Genomic DNA, 24,365 nt, shown 5'->3' on the forward strand with positions numbered 1-24,365 from the left:
GTGGCGCTCGACAGTTCGGTGTTCGTGGAGCGCACCCGCGATACCGCCCGTATCCTTGAGCCCGCCAGACAGCTTGTACCCGGTGACCGCGTTGTTACCGTGCTGACATGGCGGCGCGAATCTCCGGGCGGTCAGTTCACTGTGGCCAACGCCCTGCCACGCGGCCTCTATTATCAGGGAAGCGCCAGCGAAACCGAGGAAGTCTCGATCGACGGCGGCCGCAACTGGGGCAAACTTGGTCTGATGCGAACCGGCAGCCGCTACGTAACCGCCGAAGACGTCACCCATGTGCGGTGGCGGGTGCAGTCAAGCGGTGCTTCAGGCCGTATCGCCTACAGCGCTATTGTCCGCTGATCAGCAGCCTTCATACTTCCAGTTGCGCTTTTTGCCTTCGCTGAGCCATTCGATGGCCTGTGCGATCCGGCGGTCGCGTGTCGCCTCGGTCTTGGCCTCTGCGATCCACTGAACATACTCGCGGCGATGTGATGGCGCGAAAGCGTCCAAGGTGGCCTTCGCCGCCGGATTCGCCTCAAGCGCGCCAGCAAATGCAGGCGGCAATGGCAGGTCAGGCTTGGCTTCCTTCTTCGCCTCTGTCGACTTCTTTCGAAGTGCCGTGCCTTCGGAGGCAATACGTTCGCTCGCCGCGACAATCTTTGACTTGAGCTCGTTATCGCCCGGCAAGTCCGCGATCGAAGCCAGCTTGCCGAACTGCCCCATGGCATCGCCTTGACGGCCATCACCGTGGATCATCATCGCGCAGTGCGCCTTGAACGCCGCCATGCCGGCAAGGTTCTTACCCTGATGCATGAAGTGCGGCATCGACCACTTCATCGTCTCGACCAGGTCGGGCACTGCCTCATGCACGATCCTGCGGATGTGCGTCAGGATCGGTTGGGCGAAAGAGGCGGCATTAGCGATGTACTCGTCGAACCGTGGATCGAGCGTCGCCATGGCCTTCCTCCCAATCAGTTTGCCAGCAGCAGCACCGGCGTTTCCAGCAGATTCTTCACCGCCTGAACAAAGCTCGCCGCATCCCACCCGTCAACCACGCGGTGATCGCACGAGATCGAGATGTTCATGATCTTGCGTTTCTCGATCCGCTCACCGCCCATGCCATCGGGCACGAACATCGGCCGTTCGACGATACGGTTCGGGCCGAGGATCGCCACTTCCGGACGGTTGATCACCGGTGTGTGCGCCACGCCGCCCAGCGGGCCGAGCGAGGTCAGCGTCATGGTGGAACCCGACAGTTCCTCACTCTTCGCCGTGCCATCGCGTGCGGCCTCGGCGAGCCGCACGACTTCCTGCGCAAGCTGCCAAAGGTTGCGGTCCTGCGCGTTGCGGATCACCGGAACCATCAGGCCTGCGGGAGTCTGCGCCGCCATGCCGAGGTGCACGGCGGCATAGCGCGTTACCACGCCCGCTTCGTCATCAAAGCGGGCGTTGATCATCGGGAACTGCGGCACGGCCTTGCAGACAGCGGTGATCAGCAGCGGCAGCATGGTGAGCTTGGGCTTGCCGCCGCGATTGGCGTTGAGCTGCGCGCGCATTTCTTCCAGCGCGGTCACGTCGCATTCCTCGACATAGGAGAAGTGCGGAATATTGCGCTTCGAAGCGGCCATGTTGTCGGCAATGCGGCGGCGCAAGCCGATGACCTTTACCTGCTGGTCCTGCCCGTGAAGGCCCGGTGCGCGATAGCCGCCGGTACCGCTGTAGGCCAGGAACGCGTCAAGGTCGGAATGGCGCACGCGCGCGCCTTCGGCCGGGCGAATGTCGCCAAGGTCAATGCCAAGTTTGGCGGCACGGGCACGGACGGCGGGGCTGGCCTGCACCTTGGCATGACTGACCGGCGCAGCGGATGGTTTCGGACTTGGCGCGGGGGCTGCTGGTGGCGGTGGCGGTGGCGGCGCTGCCTTCACCTGCTCAGGAGCCGGCGGGGCTGGCGCGGGCGGCGGAGGCGATGCATTTACCTCTTCCATGCCCGGCGTTTCCGCCTCGATTTGAGCTTCTGCCTGTGCGGTCGCGGGGGCAGCATCTGCCTGCCCTTCCCCCTCGACTTCAATCACGACCAGCGGCGCGCCGATGGCAACGACATCGCCTTCCTCACCCGCGACCTGGATCACGGTTCCCGCAACCGGGCTCTCCATTTCGACCGTCGCCTTGTCGGTCATCATGTCGGCAATGCGGCCGTCTTCCTCGATCCGGTCACCAACCTTGACGTGCCAGGCGACGATTTCAGCCTCGGCGATGCCTTCACCAATGTCAGGCAATTTGAAAGTATACGTGCCCATCATTCGGCTCCCAGCAGACGGTCAATGGCCTCGCCAATGCGCACCGGGCCAGGGAAATAGGCCCATTCAAGGCTGTGCGGATAGGGCGTGTCGAACCCGGTTACGCGCTCGATCGGCGCTTCGAGGTGATAGAAGCATCGCTCCTGCACCAGCGCGGAAAGCTCTGCGCCAAAACCGGAGGTGCGGGTCGCCTCGTGGACGATCATGCATCTGCCGGTCTTTTCCACAGACTTTTCAACAGCCTCGATATCGAGTGGCACAAGCGTTCTGAGGTCGATGATATCGGCATCGACGCCCTTCTCGGCGCAGACGGCGGCGGCGACGTGGACCATCGTCCCATAGGACAAGACGGTCATCGCCTCGCCTTCACGAACGGTGCGAGCCTTGCCCAAGGGTATCGAATAATAGCCTTCCGGAACAACGCTGTCCGGATGGGTGTTCCACGGCTTTACCGGCTTGTCGTAATAGCCATCGAAGGGGCCGTTGTAGATGCGCTTGGGTTCGAAGAAGATCACCGGATCGTTATCCTCGATCGCGGCGATCAGCAGGCCCTTGGCATCGTGCGGCGTGGACGGGATCACGACCTTCAGACCCGCGACATGGGTAAACAGCGCCTCGGGGCTCTGACTGTGAGTCTGCCCGCCGAAGATGCCGCCGCCAAAGGGCGAGCGCACGGTGATCGGAGCGATGAACTCGCCCGCCGAACGATAGCGCAGGCGCGCGGCTTCCGACACAAGCTGGTCGTAACCGGGGTAGATATAGTCGGCGAACTGGATTTCCGGCACCGGGCGCAGGCCATAGGCCGCCATGCCAACGGCAGCGCCGATGATACCGCATTCGTTGATGGGGGTATCGAAAACCCGATTCTTGCCGAACTTCTTCTGCAAGCCATGCGTGGCGCGGAACACGCCGCCGAAATAGCCGACATCCTCGCCCATGATCACCACATCGGGATCGCGGGCCATCATGATGTCGAGCGCATCGTTGATCGCCTCGATCATGTTCATGCGCTTGGAAGGCGCGTTGGCAAGGCTCAGGGCCGCTTCCTCGACGCTCACTTTTCGTACTCCTTCCAGCTGGGCCATTTTATCCGGCGCTCGCGGATTGCCTGTTCGGATTGCTCCTTCAGGTTCCACGGCAGTTCCTCGTAAACGTCCTCGAACATGGTGTGGAACGGATGGTGGAGGCCGTGACCCAGAATGCCGTTCTTTTCGGCTTCCTTGGTGGCGGCTTTCACTTCCTCGGCGAGTTCGCGGTCCATCGCCTCGTGCTGCTCATCGGTCCATTCACCGATGGCACAGAGATGGTTCTTGAGGCGATTGATCGGATCGCCGAGCGGCCAGGCCTCAGCCTCGCGCGCGGAGCGGTACTGGCCGGGATCGTCGGAGGTCGAGTGGCCTTCGGCGCGGTAAGTGAAGTGCTCGATCAGGGTCGGGCCCTGGTTGGAGCGCGCGCGGTTGGCGGCCCACTGCGTCGCCGCATAAACTGCCAGGGCGTCGTTACCGTCCACTCGCAGCCCCGCCATGCCATAACCGATGGCGCGCGCGGCAAAGGTCGTGCGTTCGGCGCCTGCGAACCCGGAAAAGCTGGAAATAGCCCACTGGTTGTTGACGATGTTGAGGATGACCGGCGCGTTATAGACCGTGGCAAAAGTCATCGCGGCGTGGAAATCGCCCTCGGCGCTCGACCCGTCGCCGATGAAGCTGGTGGCAATGCGGCTGTCGCCCTTCGATGCACTGGCAAGCGCCCAGCCAACCGCCTGCGGGAACTGCGTGGCAAGGTTGCCGCTGATCGTAAAGAAGCCATAATCGCGGGCCGAATACATGATCGGCAGCTGGCGGCCCTTAAGCCGGTCGGCGCGGTTCGAGTAGATCTGGTTGATCATTTCAACCATCGGATAGCCGCGCGCAAGCAGGATGCCCTGCTGGCGGTATGACGGGAAAACCATGTCATCGGCAGCCAGCGCAAAGGCAGAGGCAACGCTGGTTGCCTCTTCGCCTGTGCACTTCATGTAGAAGCTGGTCTTGCCCTGCCGCTGGCCCCGGTACATCCGGTCATCGAAAGCCCGGGTGCGCGCCATGACGCGCAGCATTTCCCGCAGAGTATCAGCGTCCAGACGCGGGTTCCACGGGCCGACGGCCTGATGATCCTCACCCAGCACGCGGACGAGATCGTAGCACAGGGGGCTCGTCTCGATCGCCGGGCAGCCCTCGTCCGGGCGCGGCTGAGCGCCAGCGGGCGGGATGTTCACATGGACGAAATCGACGGGGTCACCGGGCCGGAACTTCGGCTCGGGAACGTAGAACTCCAGGGGCGGCAGATTTCTCTTGCCTGCCATGCGGGAACCCTTGTCGCCAGCTCGAGAAATGGCCGTTCTCCCTTGTCGCATCGCCCGAAGACATTGTGGTCTGCGGTGCGAAATTAATTTCAACGTCGTGTTAGATTATTTCTCCAAGCATGGGTCGTCAATGACAATGCGCAGCGGCAGGAATCGTGTGCCGAGCGCCAGAAACGCGCAATAATCAGACCGCAACCGGCGCTGAAATGTGCGCTTGCGGACTGTAATCGACAACCGAGAAATCCTCGATACGGAAATCGAAAATCGAATCGGGGCGGCGAACGATCTCAAGCCGGGGGGCGCCGGCCGGCTCACGGGTCAGCTGGGCTTCGACCAGCTCAGCGTGATTGAGGTAGAGATGGACGTCCCCGCCCATCCAGACCGCCTCGCCCGGTTCCATCCCTGTTTGCTGCGCCAGCATCCGGGTCAGCAGGGCAAGGCTCCACATGTTGAAGGCAAAGCCGAGGCCAAGGTCACAGGAACGCTGATAGAGGAGGCCAGAGAGCCGGTTGCCGGAAACATGGAACTGGTAAGTCTTGTGGCACGGCGGCAAGGCCATCGCATCGAGCTCGGCGACGTTCCACCCTTCGATGATGTGGCGGCGGCTGCCGGGATTAGCTTTCAGGCTTTCGATCACTTGCGCGACCTGATTGATACCCGGCCCGGGTGAGAACGTGCCGTCCCCGTTGGGCTGGTACGTTGGCCAATCGACCCACTGCTTGCCATAGACCGGCCCCAGATCGCCCCACTCTGCCGCGAAATCAGCGTCGTCGACGATCCGGCGGGAGAAATCGGCACGGGATATATCGCTGCTTGCGGCCTTGCGAAAGCGATCGAGCGGCCAGTCGGTCCAGATCTCAACGCCCTGCGCGCAGAGGTTGCGGATGTTGGTATCGCCGGTGAGAAACCACAGCAATTCGCGCGTCGCGGTCTTCCAGTAAACGCGCTTGGTAGTGAGCAGCGGCATCTTGCCGTCGGACAGGTCAAAGCGAATCTGAGCTCCGAAAACTGATCGCGTGCCCACCCCGGTACGGTCGATCCGCTCGTCCCCATGCTCCCAGATGCGGCGCATCAGGTCGATGTATTGCCACTCCCAATGGCCGGGATCGGCGCGCTTCTGCTGAGAATCGGTGGGGGAGAGCATTGTGGCCATAACTCTTTCGTAGCGAGGCGATTGCCTGCTTGCCACCCCGCGATTGCCTCACTATAGGCGCGCTCCTGCCTTGCCCATCCATGACTTTCGGGTCCGGACGGGTGAACGATCGGTCGGGGAATAGCTCAGCCTGGTAGAGCACTGTCTTCGGGAGGCAGGGGCCGGAGGTTCGAATCCTCTTTCCCCGACCACATCATTCCATCGAACATGCAAATGTTCGCCAGCCGGCCACCGGCGGGCTTGCCAGCAGGCTCAGGTGCGCGCATTATTGTGCACCGCACAATTCCTCCCTTAAACCTATCGAGTATCCTTGATGTCCGACCCGCGCATGATTGTGATGGAAGCGATTGCACGTCGCAAGCTGCTCGCCGCCAATTACAACGGCCTCCGCATCGATCTGGCCCCGCACCTGCTGTTCGAACGGCACGGCGACCTGTTCGTCTCGGCGCTCAACCTCGCCAAGAACTGGCGCAGCGACGAGGATCCGCGCCTTGGCCAGTTCAAGCTGGCGGGCCTTGGCGCACCCGAAGTGCTTGATGCTCCGTTCGAGCCGCTGCCCGGCTATGCGCCGGACGCCCCGCGTGAGACGGATACGGTGCTGCTTTCGGTCTGATCTACTCAACCGCGCAAGACGATCCAGAATACCCAGCTGGCCAGCAGCAGCCAGGTCCCGCCTATCACGGCAAACGCCCAGCGCGGCGCTACCGGCCACGGGGTTCGCACGGCCTTTTCGCGCAGTTCCACAAGCAAGCCTTGGGCAGCAGGCGCAAGACCAGCCACACACCCGCCGGGATCAGCAGCACATCATACAGCAAGCCCAGCACAGGAATGAAATCAGGGATAAGGTCGATCGGACTGAGGGCATAGCCGATCGTCACGGCGGCGATGACTTTCGCCGCCATCGGTGAACGTGGATCGCGTGAGGCAAGCCAGAGCACCAGCACGTCGCGTTTCAGCGCAGTTGCCCAAAATTTCAACTTGCCGAAGATGTCAGCCGCCCCGCAGCAACTGGACGCCCCAGTCGCGCTCGAACAGATAGAGCAGCAACCGTGCGGCTTCGCCGCGATCGCCAGTCAGGCCGCCGTCGCGCTCCATCAGCAGACGCGCATCGTCGTGGGCGAGCGGTAAAAGGCGTTGGATCTGCTCGAGGTTGGCCACGCGGAACGGCGTGTCACCCGATTGCCGGGTGCCGAGCAATTCACCGCCGCCGCGCAGGTCGAGATCTTCCTCGGCAATGCGGAAGCCGTCCTGCGTTTCGCGCATCAAGGCCAGCCGCTTGCGCCCGGTTTCGGAAAGTTCGGATCCCCGCAGCAGCAGGCAGGTGCTCTTGCCCTCGCCCCGCCCGACGCGGCCGCGCAGCTGGTGCAGCTGGGCGAGACCGAATCGTTCCGCCGCCTCGATCACCATCAAGGTTGAATTGGGCACGTCGACGCCAACCTCGATCACCGTCGTGGCCACCAGCAGCCCCGCCTCGCCGCGCACGAAGCGTTCCATCGCCGCGTCCTTGATCTCGGGCCCCAATTGTCCATGGACCAGTGCCACCTTGTCGCCAAAATGCTCGCGGAGTTCGGCAAAGCGGGCCTCTGCGGCGGCAAGATCGTCAGTCTCGTTCTCACGCACCATCGGACAGACCCAATAGGCCTGCTGCCCGCTTTCAAGGTGCCGGGCGAGCGCGCCGATCACATCGCCCATCCGCTCGACCGCGACCACGCGCGTATCGATTGGCTGGCGGCCGGGGGGCATCTCATCCAGCTTGGAAACGTCCATCTCGCCATATTGAGCCAGCGTCAGCGTGCGCGGGATCGGCGTGGCCGTCATGGCCAGGCAATGCGGGGTGCGCTTGCCCTTCTGCGCCAGCATCAGCCGCTGGCCGACACCGAACCGGTGCTGCTCGTCGATCACCACGAGCGCGAGATTCTTGTAGGCCACCGCGTCCTGAAAGATCGCGTGGGTGCCGACGCAGATGTCGATCGAGCCATCGAGCAGCCCCATCAGGATCGATTCGCGCGCCTTGCCCTTGTCGCGCCCGGTGAACAGCGTGATGTTGACCCCGGTGGGAGCGAGCATCCGGCGCAGAGTTTCGAAGTGCTGGCGGGCTAGGATTTCGGTGGGAGCAAGCAGCGCTGCCTGCGCCCCGCCCTCCACCGCAACAAGCATCGATTCGAGCGCGACCACGGTCTTGCCCGATCCGACATCACCTTGCAGCAAGCGTAGCATTGGCGCAGCCTGCGCCATGTCGCCCTCGATTTCGCTGATCGAACGCCGCTGCGCCCCAGTCAGCGCGAAGGGCAGGTGCAGTTTCGTCCGCAGCCGCCCGTCGCCATGGAGCGACGTGCCGGACTTTGCCCGGTTGGCATTGCGCACCAGCATCAGGGCGAGGCTGTTCGCCAGCAGTTCGTCATAGGCCAGTCGGTCGCGCGCGGCGGCATGTTCACCCTTGTGCGCCAGCAACAGCGCATCGCGCCAGATCGGCCACTTCATCCGGTCCAGAAGGCCCGGTTCGATCCATTCGGGCAGGTCCTCGACATTACCAAGCGCCTGCTGCACCAGCGTCGCCGCCCTGCCCTGCGTCAGTCCGTCCGAGAGCGAATAGATAGGCTCGCACAATGCCCCGAGAAGGGCGCCGCTTTCGTCGCTGACATGGTCGGGGTGAACCATCTGCAATTGCTGGCCGAACTGGTCGAGCCGTCCGGCGATCCACTTCTTCTCACCCAGCGGCAGCGCCTTTCTCGCCCAGCCGGTGTTGCGCCCGAAATAGGTGATGGCGAGGGTATTGCCCGGTTCATCGACCGCCAGCACGCGAAACGGTCCGCGCCCCGGCGAACTACGGTATTCGACAGGCGTTACCGCGACGACGACATTCTCACCCACCGTCGCTTGATCGAGGTCAGCCACGGCTCGACGCTGCACGAAGCGTTCGGGTAAGTGATAGGCAAGATCGCGCACCCGCTTCAGGCCCAGCTTTTCCAGCGGGCGAGCAAGGTTCGGCCCCACGCCTTTCAGCGCGGTCGTTTCGATGAAAAGGGGATTCAGCCGTTCGGGACGCATCGCTGCCTCATAGCGAGGGAATGGCCTTGCCTCAAAGCCCCTCCAGACCTAGTGCCCCGCAAATGGATCAGGATCGACTGAAACGCCTGCGCTTTCGCGCTTGGCACCGCGGCACGCGTGAGGCGGATTACATGATCGGCTGCTTTTTCGATCGCTTCCACGGCGAGTGGGACGTCGAGCAGGTCGAATGGTTTGAGGCGCTGATCGAGGAAGAAGACGTTGATATCCTCGGCTGGGCGCTCGGCACATTGTCGGTGCCGGACGAATATGCCGGGCCAATGATGGAGCGGATGCGCCAGCTTGATTACGTCGAAATTCCTCGCTGATCCTCAACCCGCGTCGACGATATCGTAAACCAGCACGCGTTCCCAAAGGTCACCACACGCCGCGATGAAGGCCTGATGGAGCGGATGGGGCTGGTACGCGGCCTGGTCTTCGAAACTGTCAAAGGTCATCGATTCCGAAACCGACCACGAATGATCGACCACATCGCGGGCCTCGGTCGTCGCAGGCACGCCAATGTGCAAGGTGCGAACCTGCGGAATGGCGCGCAGCGTTTCGAGGCCGGCGATCAGGCGGACGCGGTCCTCGGCGGAATCCGGCCGCTTGAGCCAAAACAGCGCCATGTGCCTGAGGAAGGGTGCATCGCTCATTGTCAGATTCTCCGCAGTCGTGATGCCCCCATGCAGCGCAATCGCCTGACGGGCAACGCCCGCAGGGGGAGACAAGCGGCGATCGGCTGGCTAGGAGCAATTCTCCCCTGCCCTCGCACGCCCGAATCGGCCTGCGGGGCGTTTGCTTTTGCCTGCGTGCTGTCCAACCATGCCTGACCTGAACAAGATCCTTTCGGCCCGCAGCCCGCTCACCCTGTCCTCCGTGGCACGCGGAGCGCAGCCCCTGGTCCTCGCCGATCTGGCCCGCGCCGCGAAGGGCCGCGCCGTGTTCATCGCGCCCGACGAAGCCGCGATGCGCTCAATCGTCGATGCGGCGCAGTATTTCGCGCCGGAACTCGACGTCATCGAATTCCCCGCGTGGGACTGCCTTCCCTATGACCGCGCCAGCCCCGCTCTGTCGGTCAGCGCCCGCCGCCTTTCCGCTCTGCACCGGTTGCAGGCCAAGGCCGCCGGACCGCAATTGCTGGTCACCACGATCAATGGCGCGCTCCAACGCGTGCTGACCCCGTTTCGCATCCGCGAATCGGTGCGGCTGCTCAAGCCGGGGATGGAGATCGGCCGCGAAAGCCTGATCGCGCTGCTTCAGCGGCAGGGCTATTCGCGCACCGATACCGTGGCCGATGCCGGCGAATTCGCGGTTCGGGGTTCGATCTTCGATATCTTCCCCTCGGGCCTTGAAGGCGGGCTGCGACTCGATTTCTTCGGGGATGAGCTGGAAACGCTGCGCCTGTTCGATCCGAATACCCAGCGATCGACCGGCGTGGTCGAGCAGCACCTTCTCCTGCCCGCCAGCGAAGCCTTGCTCGACGAGGACAGCGTAAAGCGCTTCCGCACCCGGTATCGCGAGATGTTCGGCGCCAATGCCACTTCGGACCCGCTGTATCAGGCGGTTAGCGACGGCCGGCGGCTTGCGGGCATGGAGCACTGGCTGCCGCTGTTCGAAGAGCGGATGGACACGCTCTTCGACCATCTTGCGCCTGAAGACCTCGTGCTGATCGACAATGCCGCGCAGGGCGCGACCGACGAGCGGCTGGCCGACATTGCCGATTACTTCGCCGCACGCACCGATACCTCGGGCAAAGCCCCAGGGTCCTATCGCCCGCTCAAGCCTCATGCGCTCTATCTGAACCGCGCGGAATTCGACCGAAATGTTGCGGGTCTGCCGATCCACCGAACGGATATTTTCGCGCAGCCTGATAGCGCGAATGTCGTCGACTTCGGCTTCTCCTCAGGCCGTGATTTTGCGCCCGAACGCGCCCGCGGCGACAACGTTTACGAAGCGGCTGGCAAGTTTCTCACCGGCCAGGCCGCGCAGAAGCGCAAGGCAATCATCGCCTGCTATTCGAACGGCAGTCGCGCGCGCATTGCCGCGATCATTGGCGAGGCAGTGCGTCCCGGCCCAGTGCTGGCTGACAACTGGCAGGAAGCGCTTGGCCTTGCCGCCAAGGGTTCGCCGGTGGCGCTGGTCCTGCCGCTGGAAACCGGATTTTCCAACCGCGAGATCGAACTGGTCACCGAGCAGGACCTGCTTGGCGACCGGCTCGTCCGCCGCAAGAAGCGCCGCAAGAGCGCCGATGCCTTCCTCGCCGAACTGGCCGCGCTGACCCCGGGCGATCTTGTCGTCCACATGGAACACGGAATCGGGCGCTACGAAGGCCTGCAGTCGATCCCCGTCGGCAAGAGCCCGCACGATTGCGTGATGCTGGTCTACCACGGCGGCGACAAGCTCTACGTTCCGGTCGAGAATATCGACGTCCTCTCGCGCTTTGGCAGCGAGAGCGATGGCGTCGCGCTCGATCGGCTCGGCGGCGAGGCATGGCAGAAGCGCCGCAGCCGGCTCAAGGAGCGCATCCGCGAGATTGCGCACGAATTGCTCCGCACCGCCGCCCAGCGGGCCTTGCGTCAGGCACCGGTGCTACTGCCTGAACAGGCGGCCTATGACCAGTTTGCGGAACGCTTCCCCTGGCAGGAAACCGAGGACCAGGAAGCTGCGATCGACGACGTGCTGGGCGATCTGGCCGAGGGCAAGCCGATGGACCGGCTCGTCTGCGGCGATGTCGGTTTCGGCAAGACCGAGGTAGCGTTACGCGCCGCTTTCGTTGCCGCGATGGCCGGGCAGCAGGTTGCGCTGATCGCGCCGACCACGCTGCTCGCCCGCCAGCACTATTCGGGCTTCGTCGAGCGCTTCAACGGCTTCCCACTCAACATCGGACGCCTGTCACGCCTGGTGCCCGAGAAGGAAGCGACAGCGACCAAGGCAGGTCTGGCCGAGGGCACGATCGATATCGTCATCGGCACCCACGCGCTGCTGTCCAAGAGCCTGAACTTCAAGCGCCTCGGCCTGGTCATCGTGGACGAGGAACAGCGCTTCGGCGTCAACCACAAGGAGCGGCTGAAGTCGCTGCGGACAAACGTCCACGTCCTCACTCTCACCGCCACGCCGATCCCGCGCACGCTGCAGATGGCCATGTCGGGCCTGCGCGAACTTTCCACCATCCAGACCCCGCCAGTCGACCGCCTCGCGGTCCGCACTTACGTGATGGAGTGGGACGACATGGTGATGCGCGAGGCGCTGCTTCGCGAGCATCACCGCGGCGGCCAAAGCTTCATCGTCGTGCCGCGCATCGCCGACATGGCCGATGTCGAGGAGTGGATGCGCAACACCGTCCCCGAAATCCGCTTCGTTTCCGCCCACGGCCAAATGAGCCCGAGCGAGGTCGAGGAGCGGATGAGCGCGTTCTACGAGAAGAAGTACGAAGTGCTTGTTTCGACCACGATCGTTGAAAGCGGGCTGGATATTCCGAGTGCCAACACGATCATCATCCACCGCGCGGACCGGTTCGGGCTGGCCCAGCTTTACCAGCTGCGCGGCCGCGTCGGCCGTTCCAAGTTGCGCGCATATGCCTACTTGACGACACTGGCCGGCAACCAACTTTCGGAGGTGGCGGAAAAGCGTCTCAAGGTCCTCGGCGATCTCGACAGTCTGGGCGCGGGTTTCCAGCTGGCCAGCCACGATCTCGACATTCGCGGCGCCGGCAACCTGCTGGGCGACGAACAAAGCGGCCATATCCGAGAGGTTGGCTTCGAATTGTATCAGTCGATGCTTGAGGACGCGATTCTCGAGGCCAAGGCCGGTGTCGCCGGGATCAAGCGCAGTTCTGCTGGACCATCGCCGCAGATCACCGTCGATGCACCGATCATGATTCCTGAGGAATACGTGCCGGACCTCGCCGTTCGCATGGCGCTCTACCGCCGCCTCAACGATGCCGACAGCGCCGAGGAAGTGGAATCACTATCCGCTGAAATGATCGACCGGTTCGGCCCCCTCCCCGCGCCGACCGAAAATCTCGTCAAGCTCATCGAGATCAAGCGTCTGGCGATCGAAGCGAATATTGCCAAGGTCGACGTCGGCGCAAAGGGCTCGCTGGTCACCTTCCATGAAGACAGCTTCCCCGATCCGATGGGGCTGGTCGCCTATTGCCAGCGTCTGGAAGGCACGGTGAAGTTGCGGCCCGATAACAAGCTGGTCATCACCCGCACCTGGGGTGATCCGCGTTCACGGCTCAACGGTTTGTATCAGCTCACCAAGGGCCTCAGCGGAATCGCGCGCAAGGCCCGCAAGTAGGGCGCGTTCACACTTCCTTTGCCTGCCGCTGATAATGCCACCCGGTCAGCGGCATGGCCGCGCTATGCAAGGGTTAATGCGTGGCATCGAATGCCGTCACGTTCCATAGGAGCAGCCAGCCGGCAACGCTTGCCGTCTATCGGTCTGCCGTGCCGCACGCGGTGCAGCGCGACTGGATGCAGGTATCGATCGCCGACCTTGCTGCGTGGCAAGAACTTGTCCTGCGCGCCGCCGAGCCAAATCCGTTTTTCGAGCCGTGGTATCTGATGCCGGCGCTTCGCGCCCATGCCTATGATGCAAAGGTCAGCCTGTTCGTGCTGGAGCGCGATGGCGAGTGGCTTGGCCTGCTGCCAGTAGTCCGGCAGTCGCGCTACTATGGCAAGCCGATCCCGAACCTGTCCGGCTGGATGCATGCCAACTGCTTCCTTGGTGTACCGCTGGTGGCTCAGGGCTACGAGAAGGCCTTCTGGCAGGCGTTGTTGGCCTGGGCCGACGGCAATGCAAAAACGGCACTTTTTCTCCATCTGGCGCATGTACCTTTCGAAGGGTCGCTGGCGATAGCGCTGCGCGAAGTGCTCCACGAGACCGGCCGCGTTGGAGGCATTGTCCACTACGAGGAACGCGCTCTGCTCGCATCGGAATTGTCGCCGGAGGAATATCTCGACGCCTCGATGAGCGGGAAGAAGCGCAAGGAACTGCGCCGGCAGGCCAACCGCCTTGCTGAAGAAGGCGATCTTGGCTTCGAACGGCGCGAAGGCACACACGGACTTACCGAATGGACCGAGGCATTTCTCGAGCTCGAGAAGGCGGGTTGGAAAGGCAAGGCCGGTTCCGCGCTGGCATCTACCCCCGCCACTGCAACGCTGTTCCGGGAGGCCCTTGCCGGTGCCGCCGCTGCGGGCAGGCTTGAGCGGCTGATGTTGACCCTCGATGGCCGCCCCATTGCCATGCTGGCGAACTTCCTGACCGCGCCGGGGGCCTTCTCCTACAAGACCGCCTTCGACGAAAGCTGCGCGCGCTTTTCACCCGGCGTGCTGCTCCAGCGCGAGAACCTGACCCTTCTGGAGCGCCCCGGCATCGAATGGTGCGATTCCTGCGCAGCTGCCGATCACCCGATGATCGACCATATCTGGCGCGAACGCCGCGCCGTGGGAGCCCTGTCCATCGCCATCGGCGGAACTCTGCGCCGCGCGCTGTTCCGCCCCTTGCTCAACGCCGAACTGGGTCGCCGCCCTGACGGAGCCAGACTATGACCGTGTTTTCGACCGAAGCCCGCCGGACCTTCGCGGGCAATTACCCGGAGGTGCCGCACAAGTTGCCGCACGCGCTCGGCCAGCATCCGCTGCTTGAGCTGGACGCGCTTGCCGCATTGGCCGAAATGCTGCCCGCCAGCAGCATCGAGTACAACTTCGCCGACCTGCCGATCGGCGTTGACGGCAAGCCGGACCCCACCGGCATTCCGATTGGGGAAACCATCCGCAAGATCGAGGAAACCGGCTCCTGGGCCGTGCTCAAGAACGTCGAGCAGGTGCCGGCCTATGCCGAATTGTTGCACAGCCTGCTCGCCGAAATCCGGCCCGAGATCGAGGCGAAGACCGGCGCGATGCTGAAACTGCAAAGCTTCATTTTCATCACCTCGCCAAACGGCGTAACGCCTTACCATTTCGATCCCGAGCACAACATCCTGCTGCAGATTCGCGGATCGAAAGTCATGACCCAGTTCCCCGCCGGGGATGCGCGTTTCGCGCCCGACGAGGTCCATGAAGGCTATCACACCGGCGGGGCGCGTGAACTCAAGTGGCGCGATGAATTGCTGGCTGGAGGAACCGAATTCCCGCTTGCTCCCGGCGAGGCGCTGTTCGTGCCGGTCATGGCCCCGCACTTCGTCAAGACCGGGCCGGACAGCTCGGTATCGCTGTCGATCACCTGGCGCTCCGACTGGTCCTTTGCCGAGGCGGACGCCCGCGCGCTCAATGGCGTGCTGCGGCGCATGGGCTTTCGTCCGCGCAGCACCGGGCGCTGGCCCGCAACCAACAAGGCCAAGGCGCTCGGCTGGCGCGTGCTGCGCAAGTTTCGCAAGCCCCCGGCGGGTTGACCTGCCGCCGCTGACCGGCAATGGCCAAGCGGATGAGTGACGACAATTCTCCCGAAAGTCTGGTTGCCGGACTGCTGCACCTGCTCGACGTCGAACGCGTGGGCGACGACGCGTTTCGCGGGCGGCGCAAGCCCGGCGGGGTCGGGCGCGTCTATGGCGGTCAGGTCATCGCGCAGGCCCTTGCCTCGGCTGAGCGCACCGTCGATCCTGACCGCGAAGTCCATTCGCTTCACGCCTATTTCCTGCGCGGCGGCAGCGAGGATCACGAGATCGACTTTGCTATTGCCCGCGATTTCGACGGTGGCAGTTTTTCCAACCGCCGGGTCGTCGCCAGCCAGCAGGGCAGGCCGATCCTCAACCTCACCGCCTCGTTCCACAAGCGCGAACCGGGGGTCAGCCACGCGATGGAAATGCCGGTTGTGCCCCAGCCGGAAGATCTGCTGAACGAAGCGCAATTGCGCGAAAAATATATCGCGATGGTGCCGCCCGAAATGCGGGCGCTGATCTCGCAGTTCCGTGCGCTTGAGGTGAAGCCGGTCAATCCGGCGGCATGGGCCGGCCTCAGCGGCGGCGAACCTAGGCTGGAAACGTGGTTTCGCGCCCCTGCCCCGCTACCCGACGATCCGCGCGTGCACCGGGCAGTCCTCGCTTACGCAACCGACTATTCGCTGCTTGGCACCTGCACCGTGCCTCACAAGCTAAGCTGGATGAGTGGCGCGGTTCAGGGAGCGAGCCTGGACCACGCCGTGTGGTTCCACGACGATTTCCGCGTCGATGACTGGCTGCTCTACGTTACCGACAGTCCTTGGGCCGGCCGCGCGCGCGGCTTTAACCGGGGCCGAATCTACACGCGCGACGGCAGGCTCATGGCAGAATCGGCGCAGGAAGGCCTGATCCGGGTGCGGAAGAAAAAGGACGAGGCGGAAGGCTAGGCCTTCGCCGCGTCCTCCTTGATATGCTGGCCGCGCACCTGCGTAACCATGTCCCACACCGCGATGAACAGGGCGGCGATGATCGGTCCGATGATGAAGCCGGTCAGCCCGAACAGTTCGAGGCCGGCAACGGTGGCGATCAGCACGACAAAGTCCGGCAGCTTCGTGTCCTTGCCGACAAGGATCGGGCGCAGCAGATTGTCGATCAGGCCGATGACGAAGATCCCGCAGAATACCAGCACCGCGCCTTGCCAGAACGAACCCGTGGCGATCAGATAAAGCGCCACCGGCACCCAGATGATGCCAGTCCCCACCGCCGGGATCAGTGAGAAAAAGCCCATCATCAGGCCCCACAGCAGCGCACCTTCGACACCGAGCATCCAGAAGATCAGGCCGCCGACAATGCCCTGCATTACCGCCACCGCAACCGTGCCTTTCATGATCGCACGCACTACGGTGAGGAACTTCTCGATCAGCTGGTCACGCAGCGTCGGATCGAGCGGCAGGGCCGTGCGGAACCGCTCACCCAGCTGTTCACTGTCCCGCAGCAGGAAGAACGTGAGGTAGAGCATCACGCCCAGCGCTGCGAGGAACGAGAGCGCGCCCTGCCCAACGGTCAATGCCTGTTCCGCGACGGTACGCAGACCGGTGGAAAGTCCGGGCGCTATCATCGCGCGTATGCGCTCGGGATCGCTCAGACCATATTCGCGTGCCCAGCCTTCGAGCGGCCCCGGCAAGGCATTGACGCCCTTGACGAGGATTGCGCCCGCGTCGAGCTGGCCGCTTTGCACCCGTTCGTAAATGCCCGTGGCCTCAGCGACCAAGCTGGCGCCAAGCAGCCCTGCCGGGACAATGACCACCGCGACAATGAGGATCAGGGTCAAGGTGGCAGCACTGCCCTTGCGACCGCCAGACTGCTTTACCAGCCATAGGTAAAGCGGGCGAAACACGATTGCAGAGACCAAACCCCACAGGATAGCCCCGAAATAGGGCGTGAGCATCCATCCGAACAGCGCCGTCACTGCCACCACCAGCGCGGCAAAACCGATGTTTTCCAACGTCCATCCGCCGATCTGCCTGGCATTCATAGATTTCGTTCCCCTGTTCGCGTCATCCGCGAGGATGATAGAAGTCATATACGGTTTGCGCCACTGCAGCACTAACGCCCGGAGCGCGCTGAAGGTCCTCAAGCGATGCCGCGCGAACTTTGCTCGCCGTGCCGAAGTGCAGCAGCATCGCGCGTTTGCGGGCCGGACCGATGCCCGGGATCTCGTCGAGCGGACTTGCGGTGATCGTCCGGCTGCGCTTGTCGCGGTGCGCGCCGATGGCGAAGCGGTGAACCTCATCACGCAGGCGCTGAAGGTAGAACAGCAGCGGCGAATTGACCGGCAGCATTTTCTCGCGCCCGTCGGGAAAGTGGAACACCTCGCGCCCTTCGCGCCCGTGATGCGGCCCCTTGGCGATGGCGATCAACGGCACGTCCTCGATGCCCATTTCCTCCAGCGTGTCGCGCGCTGCGCTCATCTGCCCCTTGCCGCCGTCGATCAGGACAAGGTCCGGCCAAGTGCCGCCGTCGCGGTCGGGGTCTTCATCGGCGGCGCGGGAAAATCGGCGCTGGAAGACTTCGCGCATCATGGCGAAGTCGTCGTTGGTCTGCGCGGTCTTGATGTTCCACTTGCGGTACTGGCCCTTGATGAAGCCTTCGGGACCGGAAACGATCATCGCGCCAAGCGCCTGCGCGCCCTGAATGTGGCTGTTGTCGTAAACCTCGATCCGCTGCGGCGGTTCGGCGAGTTCAAGGAATTCCGCCAGTTCGGTGTTGAGCTTGGCCTTTGTGCCGCTCTCTGCGAGTCGTCTTTCCAGTGCCTCAACGGCGTTACGCTGCGCCTGTTCGATCAGGCGCCGCCGGTCGCCGCGTTGGGGGACAGATATTTCCACCTTGCCGCCAGCCCCCTCGCGGAATGCCTCGGCCAGCAGCTCTGCCTCGGGCAACGCGCGATCGACGAGGATCAGGCGCGGCGGCGGCACTTCCTCGTAGAACTGGGCGAGGAAGCTCTCCATCACCTCTTCCTCGCTCAAACCCTCGGTATGCGTCGGGAAAAAGGCTCGGTGCCCCCAGTTCTGGCCGCCGCGAATGAAGAAGGCCTGCACGCCAACTTGTCCGTTACGAGTCGCCATGGCGAAGATGTCGGCATTGCCCACGCCCTCGGCATTGATTGCCTGGCTGCCCTGGATGAAGGTCGCCGCGCGCAGACGGTCGCGGAGCATCGCAGCACGCTCGTAATCAAGCGATTCCGCCGCCTCCTTCATCTGGCTTTCGATCTTCTTCTGCACCGCGCCGGATTTCCCGCCGAGGAAATCCTTCGCCTCGCCAACCAGCTCGGAATATTCAGCCTCCGCAATGCGGCCGACGCAGGGGGCCGAGCAGCGCTTGATCTGGTACAATAGGCACGGCCGGTCACGGCGCGAGAAGAAGCTGTCGGTGCAGCTTCGCAGCAGGAACAGCTTCTGCAGCGCATTGATCGTGGTGTTGACCGATCCGGCGCTGGCAAACGGCCCGTAATAGTTCCCCACCGCCCGCCGCGCACCGCGGTGCTTGGTTATGCGAGGGAAGGCGTGATCGGACCGCAGCAGGATAAACGGAAAACTTTTGTCGTCGCGCAGCAGCACGTTGTATGGTGGGCGATAGCGCTTGATCAATTGCGCTTCGAGCAGCAGCGCCTCAGCTTCGCTGTTGGTCGTGATAATGGTCATCGAGCAGGTCTGCGAGACCATACGCTGCAGGCGCAGCGGCAGGCGATCGACCTGCGTGTAATTGGCTACCCGGTTCTTCAGCGCCCGCGCCTTGCCAACGTAGAGCACATCGCCGCGCGCGTCTTGCATGCGGTAGACGCCCGGGCGCGGCGGAAGCGTGGCCAGAACCTCACGAATCGCGGCGACGCCAGCCTCCAGATCGGGCTGGCTGCCCTTCATCGTATAGGTCGCGCGGTCCTCGTTGAAGCGCTCGGGCGAGTCCCGATCGGGAGGGGCGCCATCAGGGGGGACTGCGGTTTTGCGGGCCATGGCAGACAGATAGGCCCGCCATGGCCGCTGGCAAAGGGGGTCAGAACCGCTTGGAGATATCTATCCCGAGAAATCGTCCGGTCGGATCGATCAGGTCGGGCTGATAGCTGATCGGCACCGAGCCTGTTCCATCGGTCACACGCTGGCGTGAATCCAGCAGGTTGTTGGCGACCAGGGACACCCGCACGCCCTTGAGCCACGGCGCATCCTTCACCAGACCCTTCATCTGGTCGAGATTGGCGAACATGCGCAGGTTGACCTTGGTGACGCTGCCAAAGCGCAGGTCGCTCGATCCGGGCAGGCCGGTGCCGTCGATCCGCGTCGGGGCAGTATAAGTGGCGTTCACGCGCGTACCGAAGCCGCGATAGAAAAACCCGGCATCGGCCTCGAGCGAATGCCGCGCCACGCCGCCTCCAGTCAGGGCATCGCCATCTAGCAGGTCGAGCACTGGCCCGCCGGGGGCAACCGTCACCGTGTTCTGGAACTGAACGGTGTGGAACAGCGCGATATTCCAGCGCCCCTGCCCGTTGCCGCCGCCCATCGGGCCCGTCATCGGAGGACCGCCTCCGCCGCCCATGCGTCCGCCGCCCATCCGGCCCCCGCCGCCTCCCGGGCCGCGACCACCGCCGGGCACGCCTGCGCCGCCGCCTTCGGGAGCCTTGCCGATCGGGCCGTTGACGTGAAGTCCCCAGCGCAGACGGGAAGCCTCTTCGGAGAAGAAGGTTACCGGCCGCCGGTCAATCGCGATCAATCGTCCGGATGCATCGCGCGTCACCCGGCCCGGAAAAGCGGCCTCGATTGCCGGCGTCAGAACCGGGAACGATTCGGTGACATTTGACGACCGGTTGCGGAAGAATTCGGCAAGCAGCATCGTGTTTGCGAGCGGCGTCTGCCAGTTGAACCCGATCTTGAGGTCGCGGTCGGTTTCCTTGAGCAGGCCCGGATTGCCGCCGCCCGAAACCGTAACCAGCGCCGTCTCGCCGCGCGTAAAATCGAACACGGGCACGTTGAAGCTGACGATCTGCGGATTGCCCAGTTCGGCCAGCGAAGGTGCCTTTTCGTTGACGAGGTAGCTGGCCTGAAGGTTAAGCTTATCCGTCACGCCCCAGGTCAGGCCCGCACTCCAGTCCTTCAGCGTGCCGAAATCGGAAAGGTCGTTGATCCCGGCGCTGAGGTTTAGCGAAAGGTTGCCCACCGCTTCCAGAAAACCCTCGCGCCGGCTGGTGATCGGGATGCCGATGTTGACGCCCGCCGAGAGGTCATTGCGGTTGAGCGCCGTGCGCCCGACAGCGCTGCGGGTGTCCTCGCTGGTGATGCCAATATAGGCATAGCCACCCTTCACCGTCATGGTAATGTCACCACCGGGCAAGCGCGCCGGACGGCCGATCAAGGTGACAAGGCTGGAAACCGTGTCGCTCGCCGTCCATGCGCGATCGGCGCCGAGCGCGGTTTGCGGCGGGATCGGGCCGGTGATCGGCAGGGTACCGGAGAGCGCGGCAGCGGTCAGGGCGCTGGTGCTGGCGCGGCGATCGATGCGTGTGTCGCTTTCGGTGCGCCCCGCATCCACCGTGGCGGAAAACTGCCAAGCGCCCAGCGGCCGATTATAGCCGCCGCCCGCCTGATAGGTTGCAGTCTGGTTCGAGCGGCGCAGCGGCTCGCCAAAAGTCCGCAGCGCCGTGCCACCGCCCGGTGCCGTTAAGGTCACCGTGTTAAGGCCCGACATCTGGTTTGTCGTCACCAGCGACATCGTGCCGTTGAGGGTCAAAGATCCCGCCAGTCCGTTCTTGCCCAGCCCCTTGGACCAGGTGGCGTTGAGCGAGGAGGATGTCCGGTTGGCAATCAGCGTGCGGGCAAAGGCTGGATCGGGATCGGTGCTGACGCTTGAAATACTGCCCGGAGACTGGATGACACCGCGTTCGGCTTCGGTCAGTTCGGTCGTGCGTTCATGGGTGCCAGTGATGTTGACACGTCCGCCATTCGCTACGGAAAAAAGCGAGGCTTGCAGTTCGCTCGTCGCCGAGCTGCCGCGATCGGGCATGCCGTATTCAACATCGACCGTGCGCTGGGCGAAATTATCCTTGAGGATCAGGTTCACCACGCGGGCGTTGGCAGGATAGCCAAAGCGCAGGGCGACTTCCTCAGGCAGGATTTCCATGCGGCGGATCGCTTCGGGCGGCATGTCGCGCATTTCGCGGAATGAACTGATGCGCTGGCCGTTGATCAGCATGATCGGCATACCGCCACCGCCGCGTCCGCGGCCAGAGCCGGTCTGCGGCGAAAGCGCGGCAAGCAGGTCGCTTATCGAATTGGCACCGTAAGAGGCGATATCCTTTTCATCGAGCACCTCGATCGGCTTTTGCGGCACGTCGAGCTGGCCCTTGATGCGTTCGGCAACAACGACGATCTCGCCGGCCAGCGGCAGAGCTTCATCTTCTTCGAAGGGGGCGTCTGCGGCGACAGTCGAATTCGACTGGGCCAGGGCAGGAAGCGACCAGGCAAGGGCGACAACCGACAAGCAGACTGCTGGGGCACGCAGTTTCATAGTGGGAAGGTGGGTGCCAAGCCCCTGTGATTCAAGCAAGTCGCGCAACGTAATAAATTGTCGCCTTTGCGAAAGTTTGCGAATTGGCCTGCACTCTTCCCTTTTTCGCTTTGCCCCGCTATGGCGCGCCGCGATCGGGATTAACAAGACGGACGAGTATCGCCGATGGCGAAAGAAGAACTTCTCGAAATGCGCGGCATGGTGGTCGAACTGCTGCCCAATGCCATGTTCCGCGTCCGGCTTGAAAACGATCACGAAATACTCGGCCATACCGCCGGCAAGATGCGCAAGAACCGCATCCGTGTGCTCGTGGGTGATGAAGTCCTTGTTGAACTGACGCCTTATGACCTGACCAAGGGGCGCATCACCTATCGCTTCATGCCAGGTCGCGGCGGCCCCGGCCCGTCTTGACGCGCAGGGTGGTGAACCCTCCGCTTATCCTAGCCTCCGCCTCGCCGCGCCGCCGCGAACTTCTCGGCCGCATCGGGATAGAGCCGCTGGCGATCAACGCCGCCGATATCGACGAAACACCGCTGAAAGGCGAAGTCCCGCGCACATATGCTGTGCGCATGGCGCGCGAAAAGGCGATTGCTGCAGCTTCTTCCGGAGCTTTCGTTCTGGCCGGCGATACGGTAGTTGCTTGTGGTCGGCGCATCCTGCCCAAGGCTGAGGATGAGGCGACAGCGCGGGAATGTCTGAAATTGATCTCCGGTCGCCGGCATCGGGTCTTGTCAGCCGTGGCTCTGCGCGCACCCGGCGGCAGCCTGCATGAGCGGCTTTCGGAAACGATTGTCCGCTTCAAATGCCTCTCACCCCCTGAAATTGACGGCTACATTGCCGGCGGCGAATGGTCAGGCAAGGCTGGCGGCTATGCCATTCAGGGCAGCGCCGAAGGCCTGATCGCGTGGATCAGCGGCAGCCATTCGGGCGTGATGGGCCTGCCCTTGTACGAAACGCGCAGTCTGCTGGCCGCCGCCGGGTTCGACCTTGCCTGAGTTGCTGGTCGAGGAAGGGATCGGCGAGCACCGCGCGATTCTGATCGAGCGCGGGAAAATTATCGGCGCGCGGGTAGACTGGCTCGAAAAGCTGCGCCCCGGCCTGATCGCACCCGCCCAGCTAGTTTCGAAGCCGCGCGGCGCCGCGCGAGGCCTTGCCCGCTTCGATGATGGCAGCGAAGTGCTGGTTGACCGTCTCCCGGCAAGCGTCAGCGAAGGCAAGACCCTCCTGCTAGAGATAACCCGCGCCGCGATTGCCGAACGGGGGCGTAACAAACTGCCGCAATCGCGGCCCGCACCCGACGGCGCGGTGCCGCGTGACGGCCCCACGCTGATCGAAGAGCTGCAGGCGAGCGATTACCATGTCACTCGCTGCCGTCCCGCCGATGGCGCATTCAATGATTTGGGCTGGGATGAACTGGTCGAAGAGGCGCTCTCCGGCGACGTGACCTTTGCCAATGGCAGCCTGACGATCGATGCCACGCCGGCGATGACCGTGATCGATATTGACGGCAACCTGCCCCCGCTGGGCCTCGCTCTCGCGGCGATCCCGGCCCTGGTCCAGAGCCTGCGCCGGCTTGATATTGCCGGGTCGGTTGCCATCGATTTCCCCTCGATCGAAGCGCGCAAGGACCGGCAGGCGGTAGATGCCGCGCTAGCAGAGGCGCTTGCGGACTGGCGCGGAGAGCGGACGGCGATGAACGGCTTCGGCCTGGTCCAGCTCGTCTCGCGGCTTGAACGCCCTTCGATCCTCGCACGGTATCGGCGCGCACGCGGCAGGCTCGGAGTGGCCACACTGGCGCGCCGCGCCGAATCTGCGCTGGGCCACGGTTCGCTGCTACTCTGCGCCCATCCCGCGCTGCGCCTGCATATCCCCGATGATTTCGCTGCCGCCGTTTCGGCGCGGACCGGCCGACTGCTGAAATGGGAATGGAGCGAATCGGTTGCGCTTGAGGCACCCTATGTGCAGTCGCTGAGCGCATGAACCGCACTGCCCGCAAATGCCCGATCTGCGCCAAGCCTCGCTCAGAGGAACACGCGCCCTTCTGCTCCACCCGCTGCCGCGACCGCGATCTGGTGAAATGGCTGGACGATGGCTATGCCCTCGCCGGCCCGGCGGTGATTGACGAGAATGACGAAGAGGCCTGAATTTCACTTTTTCGAGGCCATTCACTCTTGCAAAGGCGCGGCCTCTTCGCCATAGGCGCGCTTCCAACGCTCGCCGATCCCTGAATGGTCGTCTCCGAAGCAATGCCCGGGTAGCTCAGTTGGTAGAGCACATGACTGAAAATCATGGTGTCGGCGGTTCGACTCCGTCCCCGGGCACCACTTCTTCAAAAGCGCGCACCCCTTCCTCGATAGGAAACTGTGTCCAGCCAAAGATATGGCCGGTTCAATAGTCCAGTCATAGAACCAGTGTTTGACGATTCCCCGCAAGTGACACTAGGTAACGCGCTTTGAGCGATCTTACCGGCGGCACCAATGCGGTGCTGGCGGCGATGGACGGCTGTTCGTTCACCCTGAACACCAATGCCGGCGCAACGCTGAACGGTGCGGACAACGTCACCGGCTCGGCGGGCGGAACGTCGATCTTCACCAGCGCTAGCAC

At 63.5% G+C, this 24,365-nt stretch carries 22 protein-coding genes, 2 tRNA genes and 1 pseudogene; 13 read left to right on the plus strand and 12 right to left on the minus strand.

Annotation, left to right across the window (positions count from 1 at the left end):
* Complete coding sequence (locus WG900_RS04735) at positions 1-354, plus strand: hypothetical protein (RefSeq protein WP_339965088.1); 354 nt, start codon at positions 1-3, stop codon at positions 352-354.
* Here the strand turns inward: WG900_RS04735 and WG900_RS04740 are convergent, their stop codons facing one another.
* The 5 genes from WG900_RS04740 to thyA all read right to left on the minus strand — a co-directional run bounded on the left by WG900_RS04740 (position 355) and on the right by thyA (position 5,782).
* Positions 355-951 carry a YdeI/OmpD-associated family protein gene (locus tag WG900_RS04740; protein WP_339965090.1) on the minus strand — a complete coding sequence of 199 codons (597 nt, stop codon included), beginning with the start codon at positions 949-951 and terminating at the stop codon, positions 355-357.
* A 14-nt stretch (positions 952-965) separates the two neighbouring features.
* Complete coding sequence (locus WG900_RS04745; RefSeq protein ID WP_339965092.1) at positions 966-2,291, minus strand: dihydrolipoamide acetyltransferase family protein; 1,326 nt, start codon at positions 2,289-2,291, stop codon at positions 966-968.
* The gene (locus WG900_RS04750; protein ID WP_339965326.1) at positions 2,291-3,298 is read right to left on the minus strand and encodes an alpha-ketoacid dehydrogenase subunit beta; all 1,008 of its coding nucleotides are present in this window, start codon (positions 3,296-3,298) and stop codon (positions 2,291-2,293) included. Before WG900_RS04750 ends, WG900_RS04745 begins: the two co-directional genes overlap by 1 nt.
* Positions 3,299-3,345: 47 nt before the next feature.
* The gene (locus WG900_RS04755) at positions 3,346-4,629 is read right to left on the minus strand and encodes a 3-methyl-2-oxobutanoate dehydrogenase (2-methylpropanoyl-transferring) subunit alpha (protein WP_339965095.1); all 1,284 of its coding nucleotides are present in this window, start codon (positions 4,627-4,629) and stop codon (positions 3,346-3,348) included.
* A 184-nt stretch (positions 4,630-4,813) separates the two neighbouring features.
* Positions 4,814-5,782, minus strand: a complete 969-nt coding sequence (gene thyA / locus WG900_RS04760; protein WP_339965098.1) for a thymidylate synthase — start codon at positions 5,780-5,782, stop codon at positions 4,814-4,816.
* Between the two features lie 114 nt (positions 5,783-5,896).
* Between thyA and WG900_RS04765 the strand changes: the two genes are divergently transcribed.
* Both WG900_RS04765 and WG900_RS04770 read left to right on the plus strand, forming a co-directional pair.
* Positions 5,897-5,973: transfer RNA gene (locus WG900_RS04765), tRNA-Pro, on the plus strand.
* Between the two features lie 146 nt (positions 5,974-6,119).
* Entirely contained in the window at positions 6,120-6,395 is a 276-nt protein-coding gene (locus WG900_RS04770; RefSeq protein ID WP_339965101.1) for a hypothetical protein, read from the plus strand.
* Positions 6,396-6,534: 139 nt separating this feature from the next.
* Here WG900_RS04770 and WG900_RS04775 read toward each other — a convergent pair.
* Positions 6,535-6,720 (minus strand): annotated as a pseudogene (locus tag WG900_RS04775) (YkvA family protein); the annotation flags it as partial.
* Positions 6,721-6,772: 52 nt separating this feature from the next.
* The gene (gene recG, locus WG900_RS04780; RefSeq protein ID WP_339965105.1) at positions 6,773-8,830 is read right to left on the minus strand and encodes an ATP-dependent DNA helicase RecG; all 2,058 of its coding nucleotides are present in this window, start codon (positions 8,828-8,830) and stop codon (positions 6,773-6,775) included.
* Between the two features lie 62 nt (positions 8,831-8,892).
* Here recG and WG900_RS04785 point away from each other — a divergent pair, with 62 nt between their 5' ends.
* Positions 8,893-9,156, plus strand: coding sequence for an FAD assembly factor SdhE (locus WG900_RS04785; RefSeq protein ID WP_339965107.1), 264 nt, complete (start codon positions 8,893-8,895; stop codon positions 9,154-9,156).
* 3 nt (positions 9,157-9,159) lie between these two features.
* On the opposite strand, the gene WG900_RS04790 is transcribed toward WG900_RS04785, so the two are convergent.
* Positions 9,160-9,483 carry a Dabb family protein gene (locus WG900_RS04790; protein ID WP_339965108.1) on the minus strand — a complete coding sequence of 108 codons (324 nt, stop codon included), beginning with the start codon at positions 9,481-9,483 and terminating at the stop codon, positions 9,160-9,162.
* A 169-nt stretch (positions 9,484-9,652) separates the two neighbouring features.
* Here WG900_RS04790 and mfd point away from each other — a divergent pair, with 169 nt between their 5' ends.
* From mfd to WG900_RS04810, 4 genes are all read left to right on the plus strand, one after another.
* Positions 9,653-13,129, plus strand: a complete 3,477-nt coding sequence (gene mfd, locus WG900_RS04795) for a transcription-repair coupling factor (RefSeq protein ID WP_339965109.1) — start codon at positions 9,653-9,655, stop codon at positions 13,127-13,129.
* 80 nt (positions 13,130-13,209) lie between these two features.
* On the plus strand, positions 13,210-14,382 hold the full coding sequence (locus WG900_RS04800; protein WP_339965111.1) for a GNAT family N-acetyltransferase: 1,173 nt from the start codon (positions 13,210-13,212) through the stop codon (positions 14,380-14,382).
* Positions 14,379-15,224: a transcriptional regulator gene (locus WG900_RS04805; protein WP_339965113.1), complete on the plus strand. Its 846-nt coding sequence runs from the start codon at positions 14,379-14,381 to the stop codon at positions 15,222-15,224. The genes WG900_RS04800 and WG900_RS04805 overlap by 4 nt, the downstream gene beginning before the upstream one ends.
* A gap of 32 nt (positions 15,225-15,256) precedes the next feature.
* On the plus strand, positions 15,257-16,156 hold the full coding sequence (locus WG900_RS04810) for an acyl-CoA thioesterase (protein WP_339965116.1): 900 nt from the start codon (positions 15,257-15,259) through the stop codon (positions 16,154-16,156).
* Here WG900_RS04810 and WG900_RS04815 read toward each other — a convergent pair.
* Genes WG900_RS04815 through WG900_RS04825 form a run of 3 tightly spaced genes read right to left on the minus strand, consistent with a single transcriptional unit; the run spans position 16,153 to position 21,761 of the window.
* The gene (locus WG900_RS04815; protein ID WP_339965118.1) at positions 16,153-17,244 is read right to left on the minus strand and encodes an AI-2E family transporter; all 1,092 of its coding nucleotides are present in this window, start codon (positions 17,242-17,244) and stop codon (positions 16,153-16,155) included. The genes WG900_RS04810 and WG900_RS04815 overlap by 4 nt on opposite strands.
* A gap of 22 nt (positions 17,245-17,266) precedes the next feature.
* The gene (gene uvrC / locus WG900_RS04820) at positions 17,267-19,219 is read right to left on the minus strand and encodes an excinuclease ABC subunit UvrC (protein ID WP_339965120.1); all 1,953 of its coding nucleotides are present in this window, start codon (positions 19,217-19,219) and stop codon (positions 17,267-17,269) included.
* A gap of 40 nt (positions 19,220-19,259) precedes the next feature.
* On the minus strand, positions 19,260-21,761 hold the full coding sequence (locus WG900_RS04825; RefSeq protein ID WP_339965121.1) for a TonB-dependent receptor: 2,502 nt from the start codon (positions 21,759-21,761) through the stop codon (positions 19,260-19,262).
* Between the two features lie 165 nt (positions 21,762-21,926).
* On the opposite strand from WG900_RS04825, the gene infA reads away from it, so the two are divergent.
* From infA to WG900_RS04850, 5 genes are all read left to right on the plus strand, one after another.
* Positions 21,927-22,172 carry a translation initiation factor IF-1 gene (gene infA / locus WG900_RS04830; protein WP_264415920.1) on the plus strand — a complete coding sequence of 82 codons (246 nt, stop codon included), beginning with the start codon at positions 21,927-21,929 and terminating at the stop codon, positions 22,170-22,172.
* Positions 22,173-22,180: 8 nt separating this feature from the next.
* Entirely contained in the window at positions 22,181-22,756 is a 576-nt protein-coding gene (locus WG900_RS04835; protein WP_339965327.1) for a Maf family protein, read from the plus strand.
* Complete coding sequence (locus WG900_RS04840; RefSeq protein WP_339965125.1) at positions 22,749-23,741, plus strand: ribonuclease E/G; 993 nt, start codon at positions 22,749-22,751, stop codon at positions 23,739-23,741. Before WG900_RS04835 ends, WG900_RS04840 begins: the two co-directional genes overlap by 8 nt.
* Positions 23,738-23,905 (plus strand): DNA gyrase inhibitor YacG, encoded by a 168-nt coding sequence (gene yacG / locus WG900_RS04845; protein ID WP_339965128.1) that lies wholly within the window; start codon positions 23,738-23,740, stop codon positions 23,903-23,905. Before WG900_RS04840 ends, yacG begins: the two co-directional genes overlap by 4 nt.
* A gap of 104 nt (positions 23,906-24,009) precedes the next feature.
* Positions 24,010-24,085 (plus strand) — tRNA-Phe (locus WG900_RS04850).
* A gap of 76 nt (positions 24,086-24,161) precedes the next feature.
* Here the strand turns inward: WG900_RS04850 and WG900_RS04855 are convergent.
* Positions 24,162-24,353 carry a hypothetical protein gene (locus WG900_RS04855; protein WP_339965131.1) on the minus strand — a complete coding sequence of 64 codons (192 nt, stop codon included), beginning with the start codon at positions 24,351-24,353 and terminating at the stop codon, positions 24,162-24,164.
* Positions 24,354-24,365 lie beyond the last annotated feature (12 nt).

This window comes from Novosphingobium aquae (assembly GCF_037572715.1).
Lineage (GTDB): Bacteria > Pseudomonadota > Alphaproteobacteria > Sphingomonadales > Sphingomonadaceae > Novosphingobium > Novosphingobium aquae.